Source organism: Rhizobium leucaenae USDA 9039 (assembly GCF_000426285.1).
Taxonomy (GTDB): domain Bacteria; phylum Pseudomonadota; class Alphaproteobacteria; order Rhizobiales; family Rhizobiaceae; genus Rhizobium; species Rhizobium leucaenae.
On the sequence record NZ_AUFB01000019.1, the window covers coordinates 92,823 to 115,484 of the forward strand.

Here is a 22,662-nt window from a genome sequence, read left to right on the forward strand (position 1 = left end):
TGTAGGAGATTGTTGCGAACGAAGTTTGCTATGAGGCCTCCGGCAAAAGTTAGTTACAAAATTTTCTTCTCTACCTCGTGCTTTTTTCCTTCGGCAGAAGTTCAGAAATTCCCGACAAGGCGTGTGGCGCTGGTGCCTTCACGACAGAACCACAAGAGTTACTGCAGTCCATTCATGTGCTTCAAGAGATTCAGACTTCATCAAAGAATCCCAGCTAAGTTCTTTTAAAATTTTGGAAAAGTGATCGTGGCTTGGCAAGTTCTGATCGGCAATGTCGCCGCCGTCTCGCTCCTCATTTCGGTGTGGATGCATCTCCACTACCGACTCTATCGCCTCTCCGAGGTCCAGGCCAAAATCGCTTTTGGTTTGATGATGGGCCTGGGAGCGATCGTTTCCATGGTGCTGTCGATTGAGATCGATAGCGGTTACTATGCCGATCTGCGCTCGACCTTGCTCGCCGTATCGGCTGTTTATGGCGGGCCGTTGGCTATCCTGGTCACGGGTACACTTACGGCCATCTACAGGATCTCAATGGGTGGCGCCGGTCTTCAGCCGGGCCTGATCTCGATCGTAGTCGTGTCGCTCCTCGGAACGTCGGTGCATTTCTTATTACGCCGGCAGCCCCTGAATCTGAAAAGAATTGTGGCCACAGCCGCAACCGTAGCTTCGGTCTCCTTGGCAATAAGCTTGGTATATGGCGCTGGCGGCTCTCCGATCACTACCGCGGGGTTCATCGTTACCGGGTTCGCAGCAACCTTGGTCGCGGCCTCCGTGATTACCTACTTCCACGCCTTCACCGTCGAGCGAGACATCCTGCGCGCTGCGCTTACTCAAGCGCCCGACTTTTATTATGTCAAAGATCACAAGAGCCGTTTCCTGGTCGCTAACCTGAATGTCGCACGCGATCACGGCCGCACGAAATCGTCGGAGATGGTGGGGCTGACCGATTTCGATCTTTACCCCCGCGATATGGCTCAAGCTTTTTTTGATCGCGAGCACGAGATTATGTCGACCGGGATTCCGATGGTGGATTTCGAGGAGCCCTTCGTGATCCAGGACGGCCGAGAACGCTGGTTTCTGACGTCAAAGGTGCCCTTGCGAGATCGCCGCGGCGAGTTGATCGGGCTTGCGGGCGTGACGCGCGACATCACGGAGAAAAAGCGGCTGATACAAGAAGCCGTAGACAGCAAGAATGTGCTTTTGCAAGCAATGGCGGAAATGTCTGACGGCCTTGCCATGTTCAGTCCGGACGGCAAGCTGGTGTTCTGCAACGATCAGTACCGTGCAGCATTTCCTCGCTCGGGATATGCCAGGCAGCCGGGTGCCCACATTTCGGATATCGTCCGAGCCGTTGTGCGGAATGCGGAAAGGATCGATGTCAATCCGGACGTCAGCGAGGAGTGGATACAAGCTTCCGCCGCGCAGCTCTTCCTGACGCGAGACACCGAAATTCCTCTGTTTGACGGGCGCTGGCTTAGCCTGCGCACCCGGCTGGCCTCCGATGGTTCCGCTTTGGTGGTCGTTTCGGATATCACGTCGATGAAGCATTCCGAGGAGCAATTGAAGCAACTTGCTCAAAAAATGACGGGGCTTGCCTACACCGATGCGCTGACTGGCATTGCCAACCGACGGGTGTTCGACGAAGTGATCCTGACGGAGTTCGCCCGGGCACGCCGCGGTGGCTCCCCTCTCAGCATGCTGCTGATCGATATCGATCATTTCAAGAGCTACAACGACAGCTATGGCCATCTTGAGGGAGACAAATGCCTCAAGGCTATCGGCGATGTGCTCCGTTCGGTGGTCGTACGAACGTCCGACCTTGCGGCTCGTTTTGGAGGCGAAGAATTTGCGATCGTTCTTCCTGGAACAGATGGAGACGGGGCTTTGGCTCTCGCCGAGCTTCTGCGCTCGGCACTGCATCGACTTGCAATACCGCACAGGGCAAGCAGCAAATCGATTGTGACGACCAGCATCGGCGTGGCGACGATGTCCGATGGATCGGTATTCGCAAGCGCGGCCGAGTTGGTGGAGGCTGCGGACCAAGCACTTTATGATGCCAAGACGAAGGGCCGTGATTGCATAGCGACGGCTGGCGACCGGGCAACGGCCGCGTAGTTCGGTCGCCGTAGTAACGATAGTCTTCAAATGGGCCGTCAGCGAGCCGGCCAAATGCGGGTAGCCAATGGTAAAATCGGACATCTTGGCATCGGTTGCGAAATTTTAGATTCGCCGCGTCGTGTTCCTGGGAACAAAGGACGTGACCAAATGTTCGATGCGTGGCGAGCTCCTCCCTTAGCTCTCCAACGCGCCGCTTCCCAGGGCGGCCATCAGAAGACTGTTTACGGAGCGTTTCCGCTGTCAACGCAGCCTTCTACAAAGCACGGCAGGGAACACGCCATGCGCCCTTCCCACTGTTCCCTGCCGTGTCAGACATCATCATCTCTGGAAAATATCGTTCTTCATCGGGGACGGAAATCGTGGTCGCTTGTAGTGAGCCAGCACTTACCGGTGGCTTCCACCGGTGACGGAGGAAGTGGAACCGATAAACGGTGCTGCTCCAGTGGATGCAATATTATGCAGCAATAATGTAGAAAAATAATATATGCTCAAAAGCAGACTTATTCTTAACGCCTGTTCTTGCGTAAAGATGTTCTTAAAGGCGTTGGTTATCATAAAGTAAAATTTAACTAAAAACTCATTACAAATCCTCAGTTCGATGAACGCTCGGGGGAGATAATGAGAAAAGCCTTACTTGCTGCTTTTGTGATGGCGATGTGCGCCTCCACTGCGAGCGCACAAACGATCGGCGTATCGATGTCCGATCTGGATAAATTCCGCACCGCATTGCTCAACGGCGTCCTTTCGCATGGAAAAACCATTTCCGGGCTGAAGCTCGTCACGCAGAATGCCAAGGGCGACAATGAGCTTCAAAAGAAGCAGGTGCAGCAGCTCATCGCGGATAAGGTCGATGCCATCATCGTTGCCGTCTCCGATGGCGACCTCGGACCGCAGATGACCAAGCTTGCTGGCGATGCTCATATTCCGCTCATTTATATCAACAACGTTCCATCGAACCTCTCCGACCTACCGGAAAACCAAGTCGTGGTCGCCTCGGACGAAAAAGAATCCGGAACCCTGGAGACGAAGGAAGTCTGCTCTCTGATGAAGGGCAAAGGCCGAGTCGTGGTGCTGATGGGCGAGCCCTTCCACGCAGCCGCTCGCGCCCGCACTCAGGATATCGACGACGTCATTGCCACGCCCGAATGCAAAGGCATGCAGGTCGTCGAGCGGCAAGCTGCCTATTGGTCGCGTGATTACGCCGATCAGCAGATGCAGGAATGGCTGTCGGCCGGAGTCAAATTCGACGCGGTCATCGCCAATAATGACGAAATGGCGCTCGGCGCCATCCGGGCGATGAAGCGGAATGGCATGGCGATGAAAGACGTCATCGTTGCAGGTGTCGATGCAACGGACGACGCGCTTGCGGCGATGGAAGCTGGCGATCTCGATGTCACCATTCTGCAAAGCGCGGTCGGACAGGGCGCGACGGCAGTCGATGCCGCAATCAAGCTCATGAACGACCAGCAGGTGCCAAGGGTCAATAACGTCCCGTTCGAACTCGTCACGCCCCAGAATATCGCCCAGTACCTGCCGAAGAGCCAGTGAGCAAAAGAGGATTATGATGTTGCGCTTTTGGAATAAACTCGGCATCCGCGCACAGATCACGGCCGGTTTCCTGCCGCTGATCCTGCTCATGAGCTTGCTGTCGGTCAATGCGATTTCCGGTATGGACGGGCTTTCGTCCATCTTCTCCTCTTACCGCAATACCGCGGGCCAGAGCCTTGCCATTTCCGACCACAGCAATCAGCTCCACGAGATCCAGATGTCCGTGGAAGCTTTCCGATCCAATCCGACACAGGATGTCGTGGACCGTTTTCGTGCGGGGGTTAAGGCTTTTGCCGCCGAAGACCAACGCTTTTCCGGAAACAGCTCTCTGGAGACGGGCATGGCGACCATCCGCCAAGATGTAGATGCCTATGCGAAGGCTTTCGAGCAAATCGTAACCCTTCACGCTCGGCGCGAGGCGCTGATCGCGAAGGTCACCGAATTTGGGCCCTGGACTAGCATTGCGCTCAATGACGTCATGCGCAGCGCCTGGAGGCAGAACGACGTGACGCTGCTGCATATGACCGGGGCGACACTCGAAGCTCTGAACCGCAGCCTCTATTTCTCCGAGCGTTTTATCCATTCCGGTGATCTGGCATCCTACGACACTGCCCAGGCGGCTTTGAACGATGCCATGGCGTTGAACGAGGCGGCCGCCAAGGCTGCAAAAGGTGAGCTGCAGCATAAACGTATTCTCGGTGCCGGTCAGCTCATGCAGAACTACACCGGCCGTCTGGGCGACGTGAGGGACGTTTTGCTCGCGACCAACAAGATTCGCGACAGCGAACTCAACGTTCTGGCGCCGAAAATCGCCACCGGCTTCAAAGATCTGCAGGCGACGGTCATGGATGCGCAGAAGTCCCTCGACAGTTCGGTCGATACGACGGTCGCGGCTGCGACGCGCTCGACGCTGATAATCAGCGCGCTTTTGATCGTGATCGGTCTCGTGCTCGCCTATTTCATCGGTCAGTTGATTTCCTCGGCTGTGCGCAAGATGGCACGGACAATGGAGCGCCTTGCCCGTGGTGACGACACGATGAGGATCGACGGCACCGAAGATCGTCACGAGCTTGGAGCCATGGCGCGTTCGTTGAAGGTCTTCCAGGAGACGGGGCATGCCAAGCTCGTCGCGGAAGCCAATGCCGAACGCGCTCGCCTTGCGGCCGAAGAAGAGCGCTTGCGCCAGGAAGCCGAGCGGCTTTCCGATGCCCAGGTGATGGAACATGCCTTCCAGCAGATTTCTCTCGGACTCGATGCGCTCTCGAAGGGTGACCTTACGGTGCGCGTCGGTGAGGTTGATGGCCGCTACGTCCGCATTCGGGATCATTTCAATAGCGCCGTTTCCAGCTTGGAAGAGGCGGTGGACTCTGTCATCCGGGCTGTCGGCACGATCAGGTCGGGCCTGACGGAAATCTCCTCCGCATCCCACGATCTTGCACGGCGTACGGAACAGCAGGCCGCTTCACTCGAGGAGACGGTCGCGGCGCTGGGCGATGTCACACGGGGCGTCAATGGCACGGCGGAAGGCGCAAGTCATGCTCAGAGCACCGTCGCCACCGCACGAGCCAACGCGGAGAACGGCGGCGCGATCGTCGCCCGCGCGATTGCTGCGATGACGGAGATTCAGAATTCTTCGGCGAAGATCGGCAACATTATTGGGGTCATCGACGAAATCGCCTTCCAGACCAATCTGCTCGCCCTCAATGCCGGCGTGGAAGCGGCGCGAGCGGGCGAAGCGGGCAAGGGCTTTGCAGTCGTCGCCCAGGAGGTGCGCGAGCTCGCACAGCGCTCTGCAAGTGCAGCAAGGGAGATCAAGGAATTGATCTCGACCTCTTCCGCCCAGGTCAGGACGGGCGTGCAGCTTGTCGGCGAATCCGGCACCTCGCTCGAACAAATCGTCGAGCAAGTCATTGCCATGAGTTCGACGGTCGCCCAGATCGCCGTCGCGGCTCGCGAACAGGCAGCAAGCCTTCGGGAAGTCTCGGCTGCCGGCGATCAAATGGACAAGGTAACCCAACAAAACGCCGCCATGGTGGAAGAGACCACGGCCGCCGCACAAAGCCTCACTCAGGAGACCGAGAACCTCGCCGACCTGGTGCAACGGTTCAGGACGCGTAGTGCCCCTCAATCCGGGCGCCGCCTCTATGCAATGGCGTCTTGATGCCTCCGCGAAATAGGTGACCGCGACATATCTGAGCCCACCGCGTGTGATGAACGCGGCGGGCTCAAGCTCCGGTGACCCGCGTGAACACCTTGAGCTGCGGCCATGGAGACCGCAGCGGATAAATGAATATCGAGGAGCTATGTTCCTTACGATCAGCGACGCGGGGCGGTATTCACGTCGTCTCAACCTAATCGTTGCGCTTAACTTCGAAACTTTTGCATATAAGTGGTTCAGGTTCGATCGATGACAGAGAAGCCTGCCGAGACTTAACGTCCCGAGATTATGGCGCGACGCCGCCATTGACTGGACGCTCCTCATGCATCCTTTTGACTCGTGGCGCGTTCTCCTGTGATCCACTTATCGCAGGAGAGACAGGATGTCCTTGTGCCGACGCACCATTCCGGAAAATGACAAAGGTGACTTGGTTTCTCACCCCGGAGGCCGCCATGAGCGCTTCTAAGCAGCCGGAGGGCTTTCGGACCGATGCCGAGTTGCAGGCTCATCTCGCCGCGCTGGAAGCGGATGCGCCGGCGGAGGAAGGGTTTCAAAGCCCCGACGACTACATGGGCGCCGAACGGCGGCGTCTTGATGAGCTCAAGAGTGAGATCGCCTCTCTCAGAGACGAGATGGAAAATCTGCGGATGCGCCTCAGTGCCGTTGCGCAGCAGGCGACAACCGTCGTCAGATCGAACATCGATTGGGCAGATGCAAGCGCGCACGCCCAACTCGGCCGGTATCCATGGGCGAAACTGGCAGGCGCGATGGCGGCTACCTTTGTCAGTGTACGACTGTTGAAGCGATTGCCTTTGGGAAAGATCGCGAGAGTGGCGATACCCCTGATGATCACTTGGCCCGACGAAAGGTCGCGGTAACGGCTCGATTGAAATGTCGCGATCTTCCGCCGGCTGTTGGATTATAACATTTGCTTACCCGGCGTCTTCGATATCCGGATAGCGACCGAAGACTTCGGAAGCGCAGCCTCGAAGTCTCCCGCCGCCATTTCCGGGATTATATCCGCCGCAGTTGCCTTCACTATCGATGGGATCTGATCGCATAAGCATATGCGGCCAGCGCCGCGACACCGACGGCCAAAAGAGGCCTTTCTCTTACGCGTTCCCGGAAATTGGCGAGCATGGTTCCGGCCGTTGACGCGGATTGCGAAAATCCTTCGCGTTCACGCTGATATCCCTCGCGAGACGTAAAGCCCTGCTGCGCATTGCCGCTTCGGTTTTCCCCGAACCCAACCCTGTCGCCAACCAGTCGTGCGTCGGGGTTGCTCGAGAGATCGGCCTGATGTTTTACCCGCTGGGCCTCGACAGTATCGGTCCGTCCCGACGGAATGTCGCTGCGTGTAACCGATACCGGATCTGATGCCGGGAAGGTATTTTCGAGACCGATTTCCAGCTCCCCCTTGTTGGCCTTGCGCCGCTGCTCCGCCTGTTCCAGCTTCATGGATTCCACCGCAGGGGACGTCTTTGAATTGTCTGGCATGATTTGCTCTCCTTAAAGCTTACTCTCCCTAAAGAACGGCTGAGGTCGGCGGCTGTGCCGCAAAGCCCACGAAGTTGCCGCATGCTCACGGCCGCGGCTCTTCGCCTTGCATCCTTGGCAGCGGCGGATCTCAGTGCTTCGTATTGGCCTTGTCGACCGGCGGATACGGCTGACCTCGATCGAAATTGCCGTTGCTGAAAGCATCGTAAGCGTTGAGGCTTCCGCCGCCGTCGCGCGTGCCGAACGCGGTAAGTTGAACCATCATGACTTTGGCTTGATCGATCGCCGCAATATCATCCATCTGTACGCCGCCGCTGTTTATCTGAACGGAAACGACCTCGCCTCCCTCCCCGAAGAATTGAACTTTCACCATGTTTCCTTCGTGGATGACCTTGGTGTCGGTGAGATGCATTGCCGTGCTCCTTGCGATGGGAACAAAACTCCGCTGAAGGCTCGCGGTTCCCTAGCCTTGTGGTCGCGGGCTGTTGCGGCGGCCCATTAAGCCGCACGCCTGCGACCAAATTCCGGGCAGTAGAATCCGTTTCCGGGAAACTTTCTGCTGTTTATAAGAATAAAGCCTTGGCAGCGGCGCAGGTTTCATTCGCTCTGTCATGAACTCCAGTTAGGCGACTGGCGAAGGCACGGACTTCACCGAATAGTCCTTCAGATCGTTGCATTGCTGGCGATCGGCGGTAGCGCTGCGAATTCGCTGCTCCTGCCAGAGAGCAAAAAGACATAATTCCTACCGCGTTTCCACTTTTCGAACAGAATCGAGCGTCGAATAGATTCTTCATGCAATGCTGGAACATAAATTCTCTCAACCGATTAGGTGTGCGGACTTCAATTCAGAAGAACGACAGCGAGGAATCCTATGAGGAAAATTTTACTAATTTCGGCCGCTTTTCTGATGGCCACTTCGGCCGGCTTTGCTCAGAGCCAGAAGCCGACGACCACGCAGAAGACGCCCGCGGTCGCCACCCCTGACACAACGAATCCCGGCGCGCCGGTACAGGGCAAGAACAGCTTCACCGAAAGCCAGGCTAAATCGCGAATGGAAAAGGCCGGCTATACCGAGATCACCAACCTGCAGCTCGACGATCAAGGTGTGTGGAGAGCATCCGCGAAGAAGGGCTCGAAGACAGTCCAGGTTGCGCTGGATTACCAGGGCAACATCGTCACCAAGTGAACGATCGTCACCATCAAGAACACGAAGGAAGGAAAATCCCATGGCAACAGTGACTGGACTTTTTGATCAGCGTGGCGATGCCGAACGTGCCGTTGAGCAGTTGGAAGACGCCGGAATCTCGTCAGACAATATCAGCATTGTCAGCAGGACCGGCGAGGGCCGCAAGGTCGAGGAGCAGGGCAATAAGGCCGCCGAAGGCGCGGGTGCCGGAGCAGGTGTCGGCGCAGTAGCCGGTGGCGCGGGCGGCCTGCTTGCAGGGCTTGGCATGCTTGCCATTCCCGGCGTCGGCCCGGTGGTCGCCGCAGGTTGGCTCGTCGCCGCGCTGGCCGGCGCGGCTGGCGGTGCCGTCGTCGGCGGCGCGGCGGGTGGCATCGTCGGCGCCCTGATAAAGTCGGGTGTGCCCGAGGAGGATGCCAATGTCTACGCGGAGAGCGTTCGACGCGGCAGCTCGCTCGTCGTAGCGCGTGTCGACGACGACGAGATCGCCACCGCAAATCAGATCCTCGATCGCCTGCCGCGCGTCAATATCCGCGAGCGTCGGGCTCTCTATGCAGGGCAGGGATGGCAGCGCTTCGACGATACGCTCGATCCTTACGACGACGCCGACGTGGACTCCCGGCCCTACACGCCCCCACCTCGTTTCTAATTCATGTCGCCACCGAGCCGGCCTTCGTTGCCGGCTCGGTGCATCTATGCCGTTTGTCAGCCTACACTGAAATTTTCTTTAACTAAGTATTTTGCGTTGGTTTTTCCTTTTGACAGAACGCAACCTCCAGCAAACAGTTCACTCAATCGAGGCGCGCATCAGGCGATTCAGTTCGCGTATCCCTACTTGCCGAAGAATAATGCGCCCTATGTCAAAGTTAATTGGCGAGCGGAATTTTTTGCCTACTGTCCTGAAGGTCAGTTTGACCCAGGGAGGAGACGGGATGGCTCAGGCATTTGGCAGTCGGACGCCGCCACTTTATCCGGAAGACGTTGTAATGATGCAGACGCTCTTAGCCGCCTATTGCGAGGATCGGTGTTGCGAGAAGGCAGGTGTCGAAGCCCAGGAGGCGGCGCGAGAGCTTGTCTATTGGTTTCAGATCGGCGTGACGAAGCAAAGTCAGCTTCGTGAGTTGTTGTATTCGCGGGCATGGAGTTAGCCGGGAGAGACTGTATGACGGATTGTTTGGCCGATGCGGAAAATGAGTATAATCCGCACTTTGAATATTCTCCCCTGTCTCGGCCGTTTATTGCCGACGGGATAAGCGTGATCGTAGAAATTTTCCGACCATTCGGCGAGGATTGCGGATGGAATCTTCAGGTGGTCGACGAAGGACTCGATATTACGGTATGGATGGATGTGTTCGATACCGATGTGGAGGCGTTTGAACAATTCCTCCAGACGGTCGAACTGGAAGGCATCGACTCCTTCGCTGCCACCCCGATCAAGCCGTTGCACTGACGACCAAGTTTATCGCGCATTCGGTACGTTTGTCAGCTTTCGAGCTTGCTTCCTTTGCGTCCGCGTCTTGCGAGCAGGTTGGCGACCACGAGCAGGATAATCGACAGAAGCATCATCAGCGTCGCAGCCGCCGTAATCGCCGGGCTCAGCCTCTCGCGCAGTCCGGTGAACATTAGAACAACGGATTCTTTGATTTAGGCAACTGCAGCTAAGCGTTCGGCGCGCTTGCCTTGTAGAGCACCACTCGGTTTCGACCGGATTGCTTGGCAAGATAAAGCGCCTCGTCGGCCCGCTTCTGAAGCTGCTCGGGCGAGACGGAGTCGAGGTCCGCTACATGGACTAGCCCGATACTGAGGGTGACGCACGGCGATATCTCGGACGCGGGGTTTGGCAGAGAAGCGGTTTCTACACCCTCTCGAATTCGCTCGGCGACGGCAATGGCTTCTTCCTCACTCACGCTTGGAAGCACAATTAGAAACTCTTCGCCACCGTAACGTGACACCCGGTCACGATTTCCTCTCATGCTGCTTTGAATAATGCCGGCGACCTTTACAAGGCAGCGGTCTCCCTCGCCATGGCCGAGACTATCATTCAGCATCTTGAAATAATCGATATCGCACATCAGCATCGCAATCCCCGCTGTGCGTTGGCTATCCCCACCCCAGAGACGATTGAGCATTTCCATCATCCATCTTCGGTTAGCGATGCCGGTGAGGGGATCCGTTCTCGCAAGAAGTTCGAGCCGGGCATTCGCATCAGCCAGTTCCGCCACCCGGCTCTTGTCTCGCAGTTCAAGAAGGAAGGTCTTCTGGGCCAAAATCGTCATGGTACGCCGGGCTACCACCGTTGCGACGATGCCGCTGGCGAAGAACAGCGTGGCAGCCTCGGAGCTCCCCAATGTGACATTGGGGTTGTGCACTTGGAAAAACAAATAGAGACCCAGCGCCATGACTGCGATTATCGTCGTCCACACCAGCGGTATGGCGAAGATGATGATCGCGGTAATGGCGACGAACAGCATGATGTTCAAGTGCCGTTCGTAGAATTCGCCTCCCGCATTCACGCCCACGAGTGCGACCGACAGGAGGATAAAGAACATGCCCACAATCAGGACAATCCTTTGAAGCTGGAAAGTGCGCGGTATTTTCCAGATAAAGGCAGTGGCCAGAGCAGCCGGCGGAAGGATACAGGCCGGAGGAAGCATCGACAGCGCTACCGTCCTTGGAAGCAAGATGGCGTTGAGACCCAATGTCAGCGCATCTATCAGCGCCACCCAAATCATCCAGGAACGAATGATTTTGGCCGTTCGAAACCAGGAACGCTCCTGAAACAGGTGATAAAGTTCGCCTTTTAAGCGTATATCGCGGGTACGCCCCCTCAGAAGACGTTCCACCTCAGCCATGACAATGGGGTTTTGCGCCTGGAGCGGCATCTGTGCGGGCGCGTCCACAGAGCTCGCCGAGATCTTGTTCTCCTGTACGTCCATTTTAAGCCACATAGCGGAGCATCTCTCGCCGGCAAGAATGATGAAGTCAGATCGGCGGAGGGTTTTTTCATCATCTCCTTTGTATCTCCCTGATCGGGTCGCATCTTTTTGCCCGCGCATGCGTTCTGCCGATGAAGCGGCCCGAAAGGACTTATCTCATGAGCAAGCGTGAACTCATCGACACCGGCACCGACAAGCGTTACGTCCGCCGCAACGAAAAGGGTCAATTCAAGGAGAGTGGCGATGTTGGTCGATCGCTCTCGGCAGATCGCCGCGACCGCAATTCGAGGCGCTGACCTCGTTGAAGCTCGCAAGTTTCAATGTCAACGGCATCAATGGCCGCCTCGACATTCTCCTCCGCTGGCTAGCGGAGGCCTCTCCGGATGTGGTCTGCCTTCAGGAGCTTAAGGCGCCTGACGAAAAGTTTCCTCAGCGGGCCCTCGAAAAAGCCGGGTATGGTGCCGTCTGGCATGGCCAGAAGAGTTGGAATGGCGTTGCTATTTTAGCGAAGGGACACGACCCGATAGAGACGCGCCGCGGACTTCCCGGCGATTTGGACGATACCCACAGCCGCTATATCGAGGCAGCGGTCGGCGGAATGCTCATTGGATGCCTCTATCTTCCGAACGGCAATCCAGCGCCCGGGCCGAAGTTTGACTACAAGCTGCGCTGGTTCCGGCGCCTCACTGCTTATGCGGAGGAGCTGCTGACGCTGGAAATCCCGGTCGCACTCGTTGGAGATTTCAACGTCATGCCGACCGATCTCGATGTCTATGCGCCCGAGCGCTGGCGCGACGACGCGTTGTTTCGGCCGGAAGTGAGGGCGGCTTACCGCGATCTCGTGTCCCAAGGATGGACCGATACATTGCGCCACCTCTACCCGGATCAGCGCATCTACACATTTTGGAAATATTTCCGCAACGCGTTCGCCCGCGATGCCGGCTTGCGCATAGACCATCTCCTGCTTAGCCCCGCATTGGCAGGCGATTTGGTAGCGGCAGGTGTCGATAAGTCGATCCGCGCTTTGCCTCATGCCAGCGATCACGCCCCGGTCTGGATCGAACTTAGTGAATGACTATCGCCGCGCAATCTAAGCGCGTCGTTGCAGAACGACGCGGCTTCTGGATGGAGGGCTACTGAGCCGAATGCAGCATCAGCAATCTTGAGGTCACGCTGCCCCAGACGGATCACCGGTTGGCAACAAAGCCGGATCAAGCGGCGGATCATTCGGATTTTTACTGTCTTCGGGGCTCTGCACCGGTGTCAGCGGCGGCTTCTCCTGAGTGCGATCCGGCACACCTGGCGACGGAATAGGACCGCGAGGCGTTTCATCAGATTTCGGTACTTCTGTCGGCATGCTTGTTCTCCTTTCGAGACGGCAGAACGGCACAAGCTGCCGATCAGCCGTTCAACTTCCATGGGACAGAACGTTCAACCCGGCTATTCGCTCCACCGGTCCGGATCAAGGAGCGGATTTTCTTTGGCGGAAGGTGATCAATTTCGTCTGCGGGAACAATCCGGGCGGTTATGCCATTGCCCACTCGGCAATTCCCGGGAGACGCACATGATCAACGACCTCTGGTACAAGAACGCTGTCATCTACAGCCTGTCCGTCGAAACCTTCATGGATTCCAATGGGGATGGTGTCGGCGATTTCCAGGGTCTCATGCGCCGCCTCGACTATATCGCTGGCATGGGTATCACAGCCATCTGGCTCATGCCGTTTCAGACGTCACCGCGGAAAGACGATGGCTACGACATTTCCGATTATTATAACGTTGACCCCCGCTACGGCACGCTTGGAGATTTCGTCGAGTTCACCCACGGCGCCGAGCAGCGCGGCATCCGCGTACTGATCGACCTGGTCGTCAACCATACCTCCGACCAGCACCCCTGGTTTCAGGATGCGCGCCAAGATCCGAACTCGCGCTACCGCGACTGGTATGTGTGGTCGAAGAAAAAGCCTGCGAACGCCGATCAGGGCATGGTCTTTCCCGGCGTGCAGAAGACCACTTGGACCTATGACGATAAAGCCAAAGAATATTACTTCCATCGCTTTTACGATTTTCAGCCCGACCTCAACACCGCCAATCCGCATGTGCAAGCTGAGATCTTGAAGATAATGGGCTTCTGGATCCAGCTCGGGGTTTCCGGCTTTCGCATGGATGCCGTGCCGTTCGTCATCGCCGAAAAGGGGCCGGACGCGCAAAAGCCAGCCGAGCAATTTAACATGCTGCGGACTTTCCGCGAATTCCTGCAATGGCGCCAGGGAGACTCCATAATTCTTGCGGAGGCAAATGTTCTTCCGAAGACCGATCTCGACTATTTCGGCGAGGACGGCGACCGCATGCAGATGATGTTCAATTTTCAAGTAAACCAGACGCTCTTCTACGCACTTGCAAGCGCCGACGTCCGGCCGTTGATAGAAGCTATGAATGCCACCAGGACAAGGCCGGTGACGGCGCAATGGGGATTGTTCCTGCGGAACCATGACGAACTCGATCTCGGCCGTCTTTCAGCCAAGCAACGTCAAATCGTTTTCGATGCCTTCGGTGCCGAAAAGACGATGCAGCTTTACGACCGCGGAATTCGTCGCCGCTTCGCCCCGATGATGAACGGCAACGCGGATAAGATACGCATGGCGTATAGCCTGATGTTTTCGCTGCCGGGCACGCCCGTGCTGCGCTACGGCGACGAGATCGGAATGGGGGACGACCTTTCTCTTCCAGAACGCAACTCGGCCCGCACGCCGATGCAATGGTCTAGGGAACCACACGCCGGATTTACCAGCGGCGACAAACCGATCCTTCCCGTGATTTCCCAAGGTCCCTATGGATATGAACACATCAACGTCGCAGATCAGCGCTGCGATCCAGAATCCATGCTCAATTGGATGGAGCGGCTGGTCCGAATGAGGAAAGAAGCTCCCGAGATTGGCTGGGGTGCTTTCACGTGTCTGGAGACGGCCAATATCGGTGTCCTCGTGCTGCGCTATGACTGGCGCAACAATTCGCTCTTGATTGTCCACAATTTCAATTCACGCCCCGTTGAGGTGGATATCGATCCTGATATCGGCGATCTCGGGCGGATACTGGTGGACATCGTGGACGGCACAAAAAGTGAGGCCGACGACGCAGGACACCACTGCGTCTACCTGGAAGCGTTCGCCTTTAAGTGGTTCAGGGTCGGAGGTCTCGACTATCTTCTGCGGAGGACGGAGCTGTAGAGGGAAGCAAGGCCGCGTACGGAAAGCAAACGGTCGCATCCGCGGGAAAGAGGACGCCGCGCATGTCGGCGCCCGCCCGCTGACGCTGCTAATGATGATCGTCGTCTCCCTCGTGCTCGTGCTTCAACCAGGAGCAGAGTTCGGCGGGCAGCAGCTTCTCGTAGGCGTCGTCACTGCCGACAAACGCGCCCAAGTTCCTGGCGCTCACGAAGCCCACGTTCGGAAATTCCTTTGCAGCCGCACGGAGGAAGCTGAACTCGTCGTCTCCGATGCCGACCATGACATAGTAGATCTGCGACTCCGCGTGCTCGGCTTCCCTTAGAAGACGCCATGCGGCGTCATGGTCGGAGTTCTGCCCGTCAGTCAGGAAGTAGTTGATGGCTGGAACGCCCGAGCGCGTTTCCTCGCCAAGCGTGTCGCGCTTCATGCCGAAGATCATCCCGAGAAGGCCGCCGGAATTTTGTTCTTCGAGCAGTCCGTAAGTCATCAGGTTGGAGCGAATGACCGGGGCATAGTCCGTGCCTCCCCAGAGGATGCGTTTCAGCAGCGGGTTGCCGGTGATTTCGCGCTCGACATAGCCGCCATAATTGTTGGCCGTTGCCGGGGTGATGGACGCGATCCTATCGGTGTCGGAAAAGACCCAGGTGTCGATGCGGCCGTCGTCGTCGAAGTACAAGGCAACCGGGAGCACCCGCTCGAGCGCCGATTGCACGATGCCGGATGAAAATAACTCCGCCATAGAGCCCGATATGTCGATGTTCAGCCCCACCTGTGCCGGGATGCGCTCATGAATGCCTTGCTTCTGAAGCACAAAGCCGACTCGGCGGACCTCTTCCTCGGGCTTTTGGAGTTTGAATGTCGTCATGGATCATCCTTCATTGCTAGGGTGTTTCGTAACCGGATGTGGATCTGCTTGAGGCGAGGGAGGTTGGTGGCTGCGGCATGGGCGTCTGAGGCGCGCGCCATCAATGCCGCCGAATAGGTGGTTTTCCAGGCCGGAAGTTCTTCGTTGATAAGATCGGAGGCAAAGCGTTCGGTCCCCGCAACGACGATGTGAATAGAGTTGATCATTTGATGCCCGATCGCAACAGAGGCCGCCGTCGCAGAAAGCGCCGCAATTCGTGCTTCAAGGGCATCGGCCTGGGCTGTGTAATGTTTTTCGACAACACTGTTCTCGTAGGTATGCGTAGCTATGTGCCGGACAAGGAAGCGTGCGGCGAGAACATGTGCTGCCAGGCCGTTTTCCAAGGATTTGTACTTGTTTCGTAACGAATTGATCGTATCGAGCAGTCTTGAAATCTCCGGCAGACGGTCCTTAAGCTCCCTGGTGATCTCCACTATTTCTCCATAGCGGCGCGCAAAGAGCGTTTGAGGGTCTTCTCGCAGCGTAATGGCACGCAGAATGCCGCCAATGCCGCGTTGGGGCGCAAATACGAGTGCCGGGTCGAGCTGGTCGAGATGCTGCAGAAGATCACCGCTGAGACGTTTGACCGTTGCGAGGGTATCGTCGCCCGCGAGGGCGAGTTGCTCGTCGGCGAGTCTCCCGTAATTTTCCTGAAGCGATGCGCCGAAGCGCACGACATCGTCGAAATGATGGTCGTCGAGATTGGTCCCCTCGACGAGCCGTATCGCGTTGCGAAGCACGGCCTCCGCGGCGTCCGGCTCGATCTCTCGCAGTCTGGATATGTTGCATTCGATGCGCCGACGCGCCTCACCACCCGCGACGATGCGAGGGAGCGTACCCTTGGCCGCTGGTTGACGAGCAGAGCCGAAGAGCACTCGCGGCTTTCCACCCGGGTTTTCAGGGTCCGCTTCCTCAGTCGGCGCGCGCTCTCCAAAGAGAATCTTGGGAGACGCTTTGCGAAGCGGGTCGCCGTCATCGTCCCCCGGTGCCACAGCATCCGGCTCCTTCATCCCAAATAGGCGTTGATGACTTCACCCAGGCCGGCATTCGACCCCGCGCCGACGGCGTGGAACTTCCACGAACCATCAGATTGTTTAAGGAAGGACGCGACCTGTATTGTCGTCTTTCCGGCGAATTCGGCCGTGAGCTGATATCGGCAGAGTTCATCGTCCATGGCATCGCAGACCTCGATGTAGGCGTTCTTCACCTTCCCAAAGTCCTGGCGCTTGCGTTCGGCGTCATGAATGGTTGCCCAGACCGCCAGTTCGGCGACATCGGCCGGCAGCTTCGCCAGGACGATCTTGAATTCCTCTCTGAAGCCTTCGCCGTGATGCCCGCCTTCCTCGTCATCGTCGTCGTCGGCCCGCACAGGCCCGCCGCGGCCAGTGCGGTCGTCGCGCTCGTGCCACATTGAGCCGTCGCCGGTCTGGAACGAGCCGTCAGGGTTCTTCGAGAGGGAGCCTTCGGGATTGCCGGGCCCACGTACGAATGCGTAGCAGAGCGCATGCGAACCGTCGTTGTAGAGCCGCGCGCGATTGGCGTCGCCGCCCGGATGGATGAGCGCGAAGCAGTGAACGTCGAGATCGAAGGCCGGACCGGAGCCTTCCGGCGGATCCCACACCAGCCCGGAATGGACGAGCTCCATCTCCTTGTGAATCTGAAACGACTGACCCTTCGCAAGCTTGAATGTCGCCATGCGTTCTTCACTCCATGTCTTAAATCGGGCGGTCGGTGACAAGCTGCCGGGCCTGCTCCAGCTTCGCGCGGGCGGCGGAGTAGCGCTGCTTGTTCTGCTCGCCTTCGGCGAGCACCTTATCGGCGATCGAGCGCAGGCGCTGCGCTGTTTCAAGCACCAGGTCCGCATCCGCCAGGCGCGTCTCGCCGGAAGCCTTCGCCGCGTTCATGGAGACGTCCTCCAACACCTGCAGTCCATAGCGCTGGAGGGAGGAGCGAAGCTCCCGGCGCATTTCGTTCATTTGTTGAATCGACTGCATCTGGAACAGCACATGCAGTCGAATAAGGATCGATTTGATGTCGTTGAACTCGGCGTTGGCGGACGAAACCGTTTCTGCAAGCGTCGCAAGCGCTGCACCGCGGGCGATGCCGATGGAGTCGAGATCGGCCGGCGCCTTGGCATAGGTGGTTTCAAGCACCAAAACCCGATTCTGGAAAATATCCAGCTTCTGTGCGAAGTCACGCGCCGTCTGGACCCTCAGCGGATCCCCGCCGGCGGCCTCTTCCTTGAGTCGCATCAGATCGCTTTCGGCCTCTGCGATTATCAGCCGTCCGGCCTCGACGAACTTACCGAGGGATACGATCGAATCCCGATAACCGTTGGCGAGCTGGCTCATGCGTGACACGTCGGTGACCAGCTTTGCGCTCTCCTGATCGACCTGGGCTTCCATAGGCTTGATGAGGTCGCTCAGAGATTTGGTCTTGCTCTGCAGAATGCCGCGCACCTCGTCGGTCACGCGCTTCAATCTGTTGGCCGGATCCCGCAATCCAATGGCGATCAATATTCTATCGAGAAAGCTGCCCTTGAGCTTTTCGCGAATGCTGTTCTCGAGAGTTTTCAAGTCGGCGTCGTTGATCCCGTCGCGTACCGTCCGAAACAATTCGAAAAGGACAGGAGACTGGGCGTTCGTTATCTGGGACAGAATTTCGTCCAGCCGAGAGCCGAAGCCGCTGATGGCCTCCTGGCCGAACGTTACCAGACCGCTTGGCTCCGCCGTTTCGAGACGGAATTTCTTTGCAATCACTTCGGCATCCGCGCGGTTCTCGGGAGAAAGGACAATGGTGACTTTGGCGGGCAACCCGCCCGACGCCACCGCCCTTTGAAACTGATCGTCGATTATTTCCGTACTCCCCAGGTACTGGTGGCCACTACTCGAATGACGCGAACTTAGCCGAGAGCTATATGGAAGACAATGATAACGTGTATTTTTTGCGACTAAGGAAAAAGTAGCCACGTTCGAATGCCTCTGGTTAACCAATATAAGCGTCTGTGTTGCAAAAATACACACAGTTCACCAAAAGAGAGCACGAATCGGCGCCGCGACAATTCTAACTATCCGTGTGTCGAATGAAGTCTGCTATTGGGCAGGTCAAGCCGATGATCGGCCGCACTTTCCAGGTGCTCTTTCATGATTTTGATGATTTATCGGTGAGCAAGTGCCTCTTGCTCAATCGAGCAGTTATGGCCTTTGGGAAGCTTTGCATGACGTTTGCTGTTTTGAATGACATGTTTTCCGCTAGGAATCTCGCATCCGTAATTCTGATTTCATCCGTCCTTTATGCGCCGTCGGGCATGGCCCAAGAGCAGCCGGCGACAGGTGCGACCGCGCCGGCCAATGCGGGCGCTCAACAGAATTCCGCTACGGCACCTGCCGGTCAAACACCTGCTGGTCAGCAACAGCCGGCGCAGCAAGCCCGCGTGCAGAAGTTTGACGACTGGTATTATCGCTGCGTCGATGGCAAGGCCGCCGACGGTTCGGCGACGACAAGTTGCGAAGTGGCGCAGATCGCGACGGTGAAGCAGGGTGAGCAGGACGTCAACATCCTGACCTTGGCGATCGCTAAGGCGCCGGTGCCCGCTCCGGCTTTGCCGAAGAAGGAGAGCAAGAAGGTGCAGAGCGATCTCGTGTTGACGACGCTTGTGCCGCTCAACATGTATTTGCCGGCAGGGCTCAGCATCGACGCGAGTGATAAGCCCGTCGTTCAGCTTGCCTATCGCAATTGCAACCAGGCCGGTTGCTGGTCGCAACAGAAGCTGGACGCAAAAATGGTCGCGGCACTTTCAAAGGCGGCGGATGGGGTCGGTCACGTGCAGATGATGAATGGCCAGAAGGTCAACATCAAATTCTCCTTGAAGGGACTGGCCGCGGCATTGGATGCGCTGCAGAAACCCGCTTCCAACTAACGGCACGACGCGAACGATCCCATGACATCGGCCCGGCAACCGACGGCTGTCCACCGCAGCCTTGCCTTCACGGCGTCCCTTCCCATCGCGCGCATCATCGTGTTGCTGACGACGGCTTTGGCGGCATCGATGGCTGCTGCGCAGCAATCGCCGAATGACGATTTCGCCCGCCGGCAAGCGCAGCAGAATGAACAGCAGCGCCTGGAGGCGCTTCGCAAGAGCACGCCGAAACCATCGGAGGCGCCGTCCGATCAGCAGCAGGAAGGGGGAGCGAAAAAAGGCGGGCCCTGTTTTGCGGTTACTGATGTCCAGGTGGACGGCGTCACGCGATTAAGAGCCGCTGATATCGACAAGGTCACGGTCCGCTACCGCAACCGCTGCGTCGGTGTCGGAGACATCAACACCCTGTTGCGGGACCTGACCCAGCTCTATCTCGACAGGGGCTTCGTGAGCTCGCGCCTCTATGTGCCGGCGCAAGACATCGCCAAGACGAAGACATTGCGTCTGGTCGCTGTCGAGGGCACGCTTGCTGACATCTATATCAACGGCAAGCCGGCGCCTGTTTCCGAAGTGATGGGCTCCGGCATGCTTGCCACCGCTTTTCCCGGCCTGAAGGACCATATCGTCAATCTGCGCGACATCGAGCAGGGCCTCGACCAGATCAACCGGCTGAATTCCAACAACGCCAAGACGGCAATGTTGCCAGGCAAGGCCAGCGGCACTTCCATCCTCAACATCGAGAACAAGCCCAGCCATCCTTGGCACGTCTCCTTCGGCAATAGCAACCTCGGCCAAGAGCAGACGGGATACTCAAAGACATCGACCTCTGTCGGTTACGACAACCTCTTCGGCGTGAATGACCAATGGAACTTCGCCTACGAGCACACAGGCCCGAACTATCCCTGGCGCGACGACGGTCAAGGCCGGAGTGATAGCTATACCGGCAATGTCAGCGTCCCCTACGGCTATTGGACGCTTGAGGTAAACGGCGCCTGGTACGGCTATGACAGCTCGGTTCCCGGCAATTTCGGGACTTTGCAGACATCGGGCAATTCCAAGCAACTCGGCATCGGTGCCGACCGCGTCATCTTCCGCGACAAGGATTCGATCACGACCTTAAACAGCGGCTTGACCTACAAGGAAACCAACAATTTCCTGCTCGGCAGCAAGATCGAGGTCGGCAGCCGCAAATATACGGTGAGCGATCTCGGCATCTCGCACTCGCGGCGCATGCTTGGAGGCCTCTGGGTCTTCGATCTTTCCTACAACCAGGGTCTGAACCTCTTCGACGCCGTCGATCCGGGTGATGCCGGCGCGGGCAATGCCGATCCGCGGTTCTCGAAGTTCACCGGCACCATCACCATGACCCGGCCGTTTCAGCTTGGCGAACAGCGCTTCGAGGTCAATTCTATCCTGACCGGCCAATATTCCCCCGACAATCTGTTCGGAGCCGAGCAGATTTCGCTCGGCAGCTATTCCACCGTCCGCGGCACGCGCGAGAGCATGCTGTTCGGCAACAACGGTTTTTTCACGCGCAACGACCTGGTCTGGCGTACCCAGCCCTTTGCCGACAATGCAGCGCTTTCAAAAATGTTCGGCGAATTCCGCCCCTATGTCGGGCTCGACTATGGCCGGATCGCCTCCGAGACGCGCCATCAGATCGCGGGCGGCGACATGCTCGGCTGGACAGTTGGTGCGAAGTTCGCGGGCGGCAATCTCAATCTCGACATCGGCTATTCCGACGTGCTGGCCGGCACTGTCGACAAAAAGGATGGGGGGCTTCTCTTCGTCAGCTCCTCCGTAAAATGGTAACCAGAATTTAGAGGAAAATCATGGGTTTATTCATTCGTAAAGACAACAAGACGGCTTCTTCGGCATCGCTCCCTGCGGCTGCGCTTCTTTGTTGCGCCATAGCGCTTTCGAGCTGCGGCGGCCGCGAAGCGCATCCAATTGCCGCGACCAATGTCGCCGATAGCGGGATGGATTGCGGCGGGGTCTCGCGCGAATTCGAAGCCAACGAACGTCAGATCCTCGCGACCGTCAAAGAGCGTTCTCAGGCTCAAGGCAAAAACGTCATTCTCGGCGCCACCGGCGTTCTTCTCTTCTGGCCGGCGCTATTCTTCATGGATCCCAAATCCCCGGAAAAGGTCGAGATCGACGCCTTGCGCAATCGCAACCAGGTGCTCACCGAACTTGCCCGTTCGCGAAAGTGCCCGGTGCCGAAGTCGCAATTGGGCGAAGTCTACAAGAAGCTCGACGGTGGTGTGAAGACAACCCCGGCCAAGAGAGACGGCTAAGGCGGCGGGCGAACCGCAGGCTGCCCCGCCGGTAGGCGGGGCGCCTGCACGGCGGCGCCGCAAGAGCTGAAGCACCTACAAAAAATCATCCATAACGCGTTTTCTTCTCCGTATCGCCTATAGTTATTGGTGTAAAATTCACACAGGCTTTACCAAATTTACGCGAACTCTCTCCATGTTGCTCTCCATATCCGTGTAGTGAATTGACGTTCGCCGCCAAGTCCATCAAGAAAAATCATCAATATGGTGCCGCATGACGCGGTCCGGGCGAGGCAAGATATAGGCTACATTTTCCTGCGAGATCCGCGGACGTAGCCCGACCTCAGAGGGGCGAGTGCGTATCGTGGGCAAGTATCCAGGGCAGGATTCCAGCAAATCGTTGAATGATCGGAACGTTTTGCGGTCTAGGACAAGCAGTGTCGTTCATCGGCTCCTGCGCCTCGGACAGCAATCGCTTGCGATTACCCTCAGCGCGCTTCTATTTTTACAGCCGGCGATTGCTAACGCTCAGTCGATTTCGGCCAGCACGACGGCGCCTGTCGCCAATCAGCCGAGCGTCGGAGCGGCGCCGAATGGCGTGCCGCTCATCTATATCGTCACGCCGAACGCTGCCGGCCTGTCACATAACAAATATGACAGCCTCTCAGTCGGCACCCAGGGCGCAATCCTCAACAATTTCAAGGGCGAGCAAGGCACCTCGAACCTCGGCGGCGTGACGCCGGGTAACCCGAACCTCAATGCCTCGAACCCGGCTTCGGTCATCCTGAATGAGGTGACCAGTTCCAATCGCTCGGCGCTGAACGGCCCGATGGAAATCTTCGGCACAAAAGCCGACGTGATAGTGGCAAATCCTAATGGAATAAGCTGCAATGGCTG

At 57.5% G+C, this 22,662-nt stretch carries 24 protein-coding genes; 15 read left to right on the plus strand and 9 right to left on the minus strand.

Features of this window, described 5'->3' with window-relative positions; translation table 11 throughout:
- The first annotated feature begins 306 nt into the window (after nucleotides 1-306).
- The 4 genes from K290_RS0124260 to K290_RS34905 all read left to right on the plus strand — a co-directional run bounded on the left by K290_RS0124260 (nucleotide 307) and on the right by K290_RS34905 (nucleotide 6,702).
- Nucleotides 307-2,115, plus strand: a complete 1,809-nt coding sequence (locus tag K290_RS0124260; RefSeq protein ID WP_210311567.1) for a diguanylate cyclase — start codon at nucleotides 307-309, stop codon at nucleotides 2,113-2,115.
- Between the two features lie 621 nt (nucleotides 2,116-2,736).
- The gene (locus tag K290_RS0124265; RefSeq protein WP_028754252.1) at nucleotides 2,737-3,666 is read left to right on the plus strand and encodes a substrate-binding domain-containing protein; all 930 of its coding nucleotides are present in this window, start codon (nucleotides 2,737-2,739) and stop codon (nucleotides 3,664-3,666) included.
- A gap of 16 nt (nucleotides 3,667-3,682) precedes the next feature.
- Nucleotides 3,683-5,827 (plus strand): methyl-accepting chemotaxis protein, encoded by a 2,145-nt coding sequence (locus K290_RS0124270; protein ID WP_028754253.1) that lies wholly within the window; start codon nucleotides 3,683-3,685, stop codon nucleotides 5,825-5,827.
- Between the two features lie 449 nt (nucleotides 5,828-6,276).
- The gene (locus tag K290_RS34905; protein WP_037136171.1) at nucleotides 6,277-6,702 is read left to right on the plus strand and encodes a hypothetical protein; all 426 of its coding nucleotides are present in this window, start codon (nucleotides 6,277-6,279) and stop codon (nucleotides 6,700-6,702) included.
- A gap of 160 nt (nucleotides 6,703-6,862) precedes the next feature.
- Here the strand turns inward: K290_RS34905 and K290_RS0124280 are convergent, their stop codons facing one another.
- Nucleotides 6,863-7,282 (minus strand): hypothetical protein, encoded by a 420-nt coding sequence (locus tag K290_RS0124280; protein ID WP_154668658.1) that lies wholly within the window; start codon nucleotides 7,280-7,282, stop codon nucleotides 6,863-6,865.
- Between the two features lie 169 nt (nucleotides 7,283-7,451).
- The gene (locus tag K290_RS0124285) at nucleotides 7,452-7,733 is read right to left on the minus strand and encodes a hypothetical protein (RefSeq protein WP_028754255.1); all 282 of its coding nucleotides are present in this window, start codon (nucleotides 7,731-7,733) and stop codon (nucleotides 7,452-7,454) included.
- A gap of 459 nt (nucleotides 7,734-8,192) precedes the next feature.
- Between K290_RS0124285 and K290_RS0124290 the strand changes: the two genes are divergently transcribed.
- The 4 genes from K290_RS0124290 (at nucleotide 8,193) to K290_RS0124305 (ending at nucleotide 9,954) form a co-directional block, all read left to right on the plus strand.
- The gene (locus K290_RS0124290) at nucleotides 8,193-8,507 is read left to right on the plus strand and encodes a hypothetical protein (RefSeq protein ID WP_028754256.1); all 315 of its coding nucleotides are present in this window, start codon (nucleotides 8,193-8,195) and stop codon (nucleotides 8,505-8,507) included.
- Nucleotides 8,508-8,547: 40 nt separating this feature from the next.
- Nucleotides 8,548-9,153, plus strand: a complete 606-nt coding sequence (locus K290_RS0124295) for a hypothetical protein (protein ID WP_028754257.1) — start codon at nucleotides 8,548-8,550, stop codon at nucleotides 9,151-9,153.
- Nucleotides 9,154-9,436: 283 nt separating this feature from the next.
- Nucleotides 9,437-9,652, plus strand: a complete 216-nt coding sequence (locus tag K290_RS34910) for a hypothetical protein (RefSeq protein WP_065091444.1) — start codon at nucleotides 9,437-9,439, stop codon at nucleotides 9,650-9,652.
- 14 nt (nucleotides 9,653-9,666) lie between these two features.
- Nucleotides 9,667-9,954: a hypothetical protein gene (locus K290_RS0124305; protein WP_051264201.1), complete on the plus strand. Its 288-nt coding sequence runs from the start codon at nucleotides 9,667-9,669 to the stop codon at nucleotides 9,952-9,954.
- A 32-nt stretch (nucleotides 9,955-9,986) separates the two neighbouring features.
- Here K290_RS0124305 and K290_RS37445 read toward each other — a convergent pair whose 3' ends face one another.
- Both K290_RS37445 and K290_RS0124315 read right to left on the minus strand, forming a co-directional pair.
- Entirely contained in the window at nucleotides 9,987-10,127 is a 141-nt protein-coding gene (locus K290_RS37445) for a hypothetical protein (protein ID WP_245276656.1), read from the minus strand.
- A gap of 35 nt (nucleotides 10,128-10,162) precedes the next feature.
- The gene (locus tag K290_RS0124315; protein ID WP_425337605.1) at nucleotides 10,163-11,386 is read right to left on the minus strand and encodes a GGDEF domain-containing protein; all 1,224 of its coding nucleotides are present in this window, start codon (nucleotides 11,384-11,386) and stop codon (nucleotides 10,163-10,165) included.
- 212 nt (nucleotides 11,387-11,598) lie between these two features.
- Here K290_RS0124315 and K290_RS38045 point away from each other — a divergent pair, with 212 nt between their 5' ends.
- Nucleotides 11,599-11,736, plus strand: coding sequence for a hypothetical protein (locus K290_RS38045; RefSeq protein WP_172831012.1), 138 nt, complete (start codon nucleotides 11,599-11,601; stop codon nucleotides 11,734-11,736).
- Between the two features lie 5 nt (nucleotides 11,737-11,741).
- Entirely contained in the window at nucleotides 11,742-12,515 is a 774-nt protein-coding gene (xth, locus tag K290_RS0124325; protein ID WP_028754260.1) for an exodeoxyribonuclease III, read from the plus strand.
- 93 nt (nucleotides 12,516-12,608) lie between these two features.
- On the opposite strand, the gene K290_RS38465 is transcribed toward xth, so the two are convergent.
- Entirely contained in the window at nucleotides 12,609-12,797 is a 189-nt protein-coding gene (locus K290_RS38465; RefSeq protein ID WP_081670427.1) for a hypothetical protein, read from the minus strand.
- Between the two features lie 207 nt (nucleotides 12,798-13,004).
- Here K290_RS38465 and K290_RS0124330 point away from each other — a divergent pair, with 207 nt between their 5' ends.
- Entirely contained in the window at nucleotides 13,005-14,666 is a 1,662-nt protein-coding gene (locus K290_RS0124330) for an alpha-amylase family protein (protein WP_028754261.1), read from the plus strand.
- A gap of 88 nt (nucleotides 14,667-14,754) precedes the next feature.
- Here the strand turns inward: K290_RS0124330 and K290_RS0124335 are convergent, their stop codons facing one another.
- The 4 genes from K290_RS0124335 to K290_RS0124350 all read right to left on the minus strand — a co-directional run bounded on the left by K290_RS0124335 (nucleotide 14,755) and on the right by K290_RS0124350 (nucleotide 18,593).
- A complete protein-coding gene (locus tag K290_RS0124335; protein ID WP_028754262.1) occupies nucleotides 14,755-15,531 on the minus strand; it encodes a VWA domain-containing protein in 777 nt (258 codons plus the stop codon).
- Nucleotides 15,528-16,310 carry a hypothetical protein gene (locus K290_RS0124340; RefSeq protein WP_161631249.1) on the minus strand — a complete coding sequence of 261 codons (783 nt, stop codon included), beginning with the start codon at nucleotides 16,308-16,310 and terminating at the stop codon, nucleotides 15,528-15,530. Before K290_RS0124340 ends, K290_RS0124335 begins: the two co-directional genes overlap by 4 nt.
- Nucleotides 16,311-16,576: 266 nt before the next feature.
- Nucleotides 16,577-17,266, minus strand: coding sequence for a TerD family protein (locus K290_RS0124345; RefSeq protein ID WP_028754264.1), 690 nt, complete (start codon nucleotides 17,264-17,266; stop codon nucleotides 16,577-16,579).
- 19 nt (nucleotides 17,267-17,285) lie between these two features.
- Entirely contained in the window at nucleotides 17,286-18,593 is a 1,308-nt protein-coding gene (locus K290_RS0124350; RefSeq protein ID WP_245276657.1) for a toxic anion resistance protein, read from the minus strand.
- Nucleotides 18,594-18,787: 194 nt separating this feature from the next.
- Here K290_RS0124350 and K290_RS0124355 point away from each other — a divergent pair, with 194 nt between their 5' ends.
- From K290_RS0124355 to K290_RS0124370, 4 genes are all read left to right on the plus strand, one after another.
- Nucleotides 18,788-19,489 carry an invasion associated locus B family protein gene (locus K290_RS0124355; RefSeq protein WP_028754266.1) on the plus strand — a complete coding sequence of 234 codons (702 nt, stop codon included), beginning with the start codon at nucleotides 18,788-18,790 and terminating at the stop codon, nucleotides 19,487-19,489.
- 21 nt (nucleotides 19,490-19,510) lie between these two features.
- Entirely contained in the window at nucleotides 19,511-21,301 is a 1,791-nt protein-coding gene (locus K290_RS0124360) for a ShlB/FhaC/HecB family hemolysin secretion/activation protein (RefSeq protein ID WP_028754267.1), read from the plus strand.
- Between the two features lie 20 nt (nucleotides 21,302-21,321).
- Nucleotides 21,322-21,786, plus strand: a complete 465-nt coding sequence (locus K290_RS0124365; RefSeq protein ID WP_028754268.1) for a hypothetical protein — start codon at nucleotides 21,322-21,324, stop codon at nucleotides 21,784-21,786.
- A gap of 397 nt (nucleotides 21,787-22,183) precedes the next feature.
- On the plus strand, nucleotides 22,184-22,662 hold a 479-nt coding region (locus K290_RS0124370; protein ID WP_245276659.1), incomplete at its 3' end, for a two-partner secretion domain-containing protein.

Bases quoted from the DNA above. Each gene is read 5' to 3' on its own strand.
- K290_RS0124260 (WP_210311567.1), top strand. From the start codon at position 307: ATGCATCTCCACTACCGACTCTATCGCCTCTCCGAGGTCCAGGCCAAA.
- K290_RS0124265 (WP_028754252.1), top strand. From the start codon at position 2,737: ATGAGAAAAGCCTTACTTGCTGCTTTTGTGATGGCGATGTGCGCCTCC.
- K290_RS0124270 (WP_028754253.1), top strand. From the start codon at position 3,683: ATGTTGCGCTTTTGGAATAAACTCGGCATCCGCGCACAGATCACGGCC.
- K290_RS34905 (WP_037136171.1), top strand. From the start codon at position 6,277: ATGAGCGCTTCTAAGCAGCCGGAGGGCTTTCGGACCGATGCCGAGTTG.
- K290_RS0124280 (WP_154668658.1), bottom strand. From the start codon at position 7,282: ATGAAGCTGGAACAGGCGGAGCAGCGGCGCAAGGCCAACAAGGGGGAG.
- K290_RS0124285 (WP_028754255.1), bottom strand. From the start codon at position 7,733: ATGCATCTCACCGACACCAAGGTCATCCACGAAGGAAACATGGTGAAA.
- K290_RS0124290 (WP_028754256.1), top strand. From the start codon at position 8,193: ATGAGGAAAATTTTACTAATTTCGGCCGCTTTTCTGATGGCCACTTCG.
- K290_RS0124295 (WP_028754257.1), top strand. From the start codon at position 8,548: ATGGCAACAGTGACTGGACTTTTTGATCAGCGTGGCGATGCCGAACGT.
- K290_RS34910 (WP_065091444.1), top strand. From the start codon at position 9,437: ATGGCTCAGGCATTTGGCAGTCGGACGCCGCCACTTTATCCGGAAGAC.
- K290_RS0124305 (WP_051264201.1), top strand. From the start codon at position 9,667: ATGACGGATTGTTTGGCCGATGCGGAAAATGAGTATAATCCGCACTTT.
- K290_RS37445 (WP_245276656.1), bottom strand. From the start codon at position 10,127: ATGTTCACCGGACTGCGCGAGAGGCTGAGCCCGGCGATTACGGCGGCT.
- K290_RS0124315 (WP_425337605.1), bottom strand. From the start codon at position 11,386: ATGCCGCTCCAGGCGCAAAACCCCATTGTCATGGCTGAGGTGGAACGT.
- K290_RS38045 (WP_172831012.1), top strand. From the start codon at position 11,599: ATGAGCAAGCGTGAACTCATCGACACCGGCACCGACAAGCGTTACGTC.
- K290_RS38465 (WP_081670427.1), bottom strand. From the start codon at position 12,797: ATGCCGACAGAAGTACCGAAATCTGATGAAACGCCTCGCGGTCCTATT.
- K290_RS0124330 (WP_028754261.1), top strand. From the start codon at position 13,005: ATGATCAACGACCTCTGGTACAAGAACGCTGTCATCTACAGCCTGTCC.
- K290_RS0124335 (WP_028754262.1), bottom strand. From the start codon at position 15,531: ATGACGACATTCAAACTCCAAAAGCCCGAGGAAGAGGTCCGCCGAGTC.
- K290_RS0124345 (WP_028754264.1), bottom strand. From the start codon at position 17,266: ATGGCGACATTCAAGCTTGCGAAGGGTCAGTCGTTTCAGATTCACAAG.
- K290_RS0124355 (WP_028754266.1), top strand. From the start codon at position 18,788: ATGACGTTTGCTGTTTTGAATGACATGTTTTCCGCTAGGAATCTCGCA.
- K290_RS0124360 (WP_028754267.1), top strand. From the start codon at position 19,511: ATGACATCGGCCCGGCAACCGACGGCTGTCCACCGCAGCCTTGCCTTC.
- K290_RS0124365 (WP_028754268.1), top strand. From the start codon at position 21,322: ATGGGTTTATTCATTCGTAAAGACAACAAGACGGCTTCTTCGGCATCG.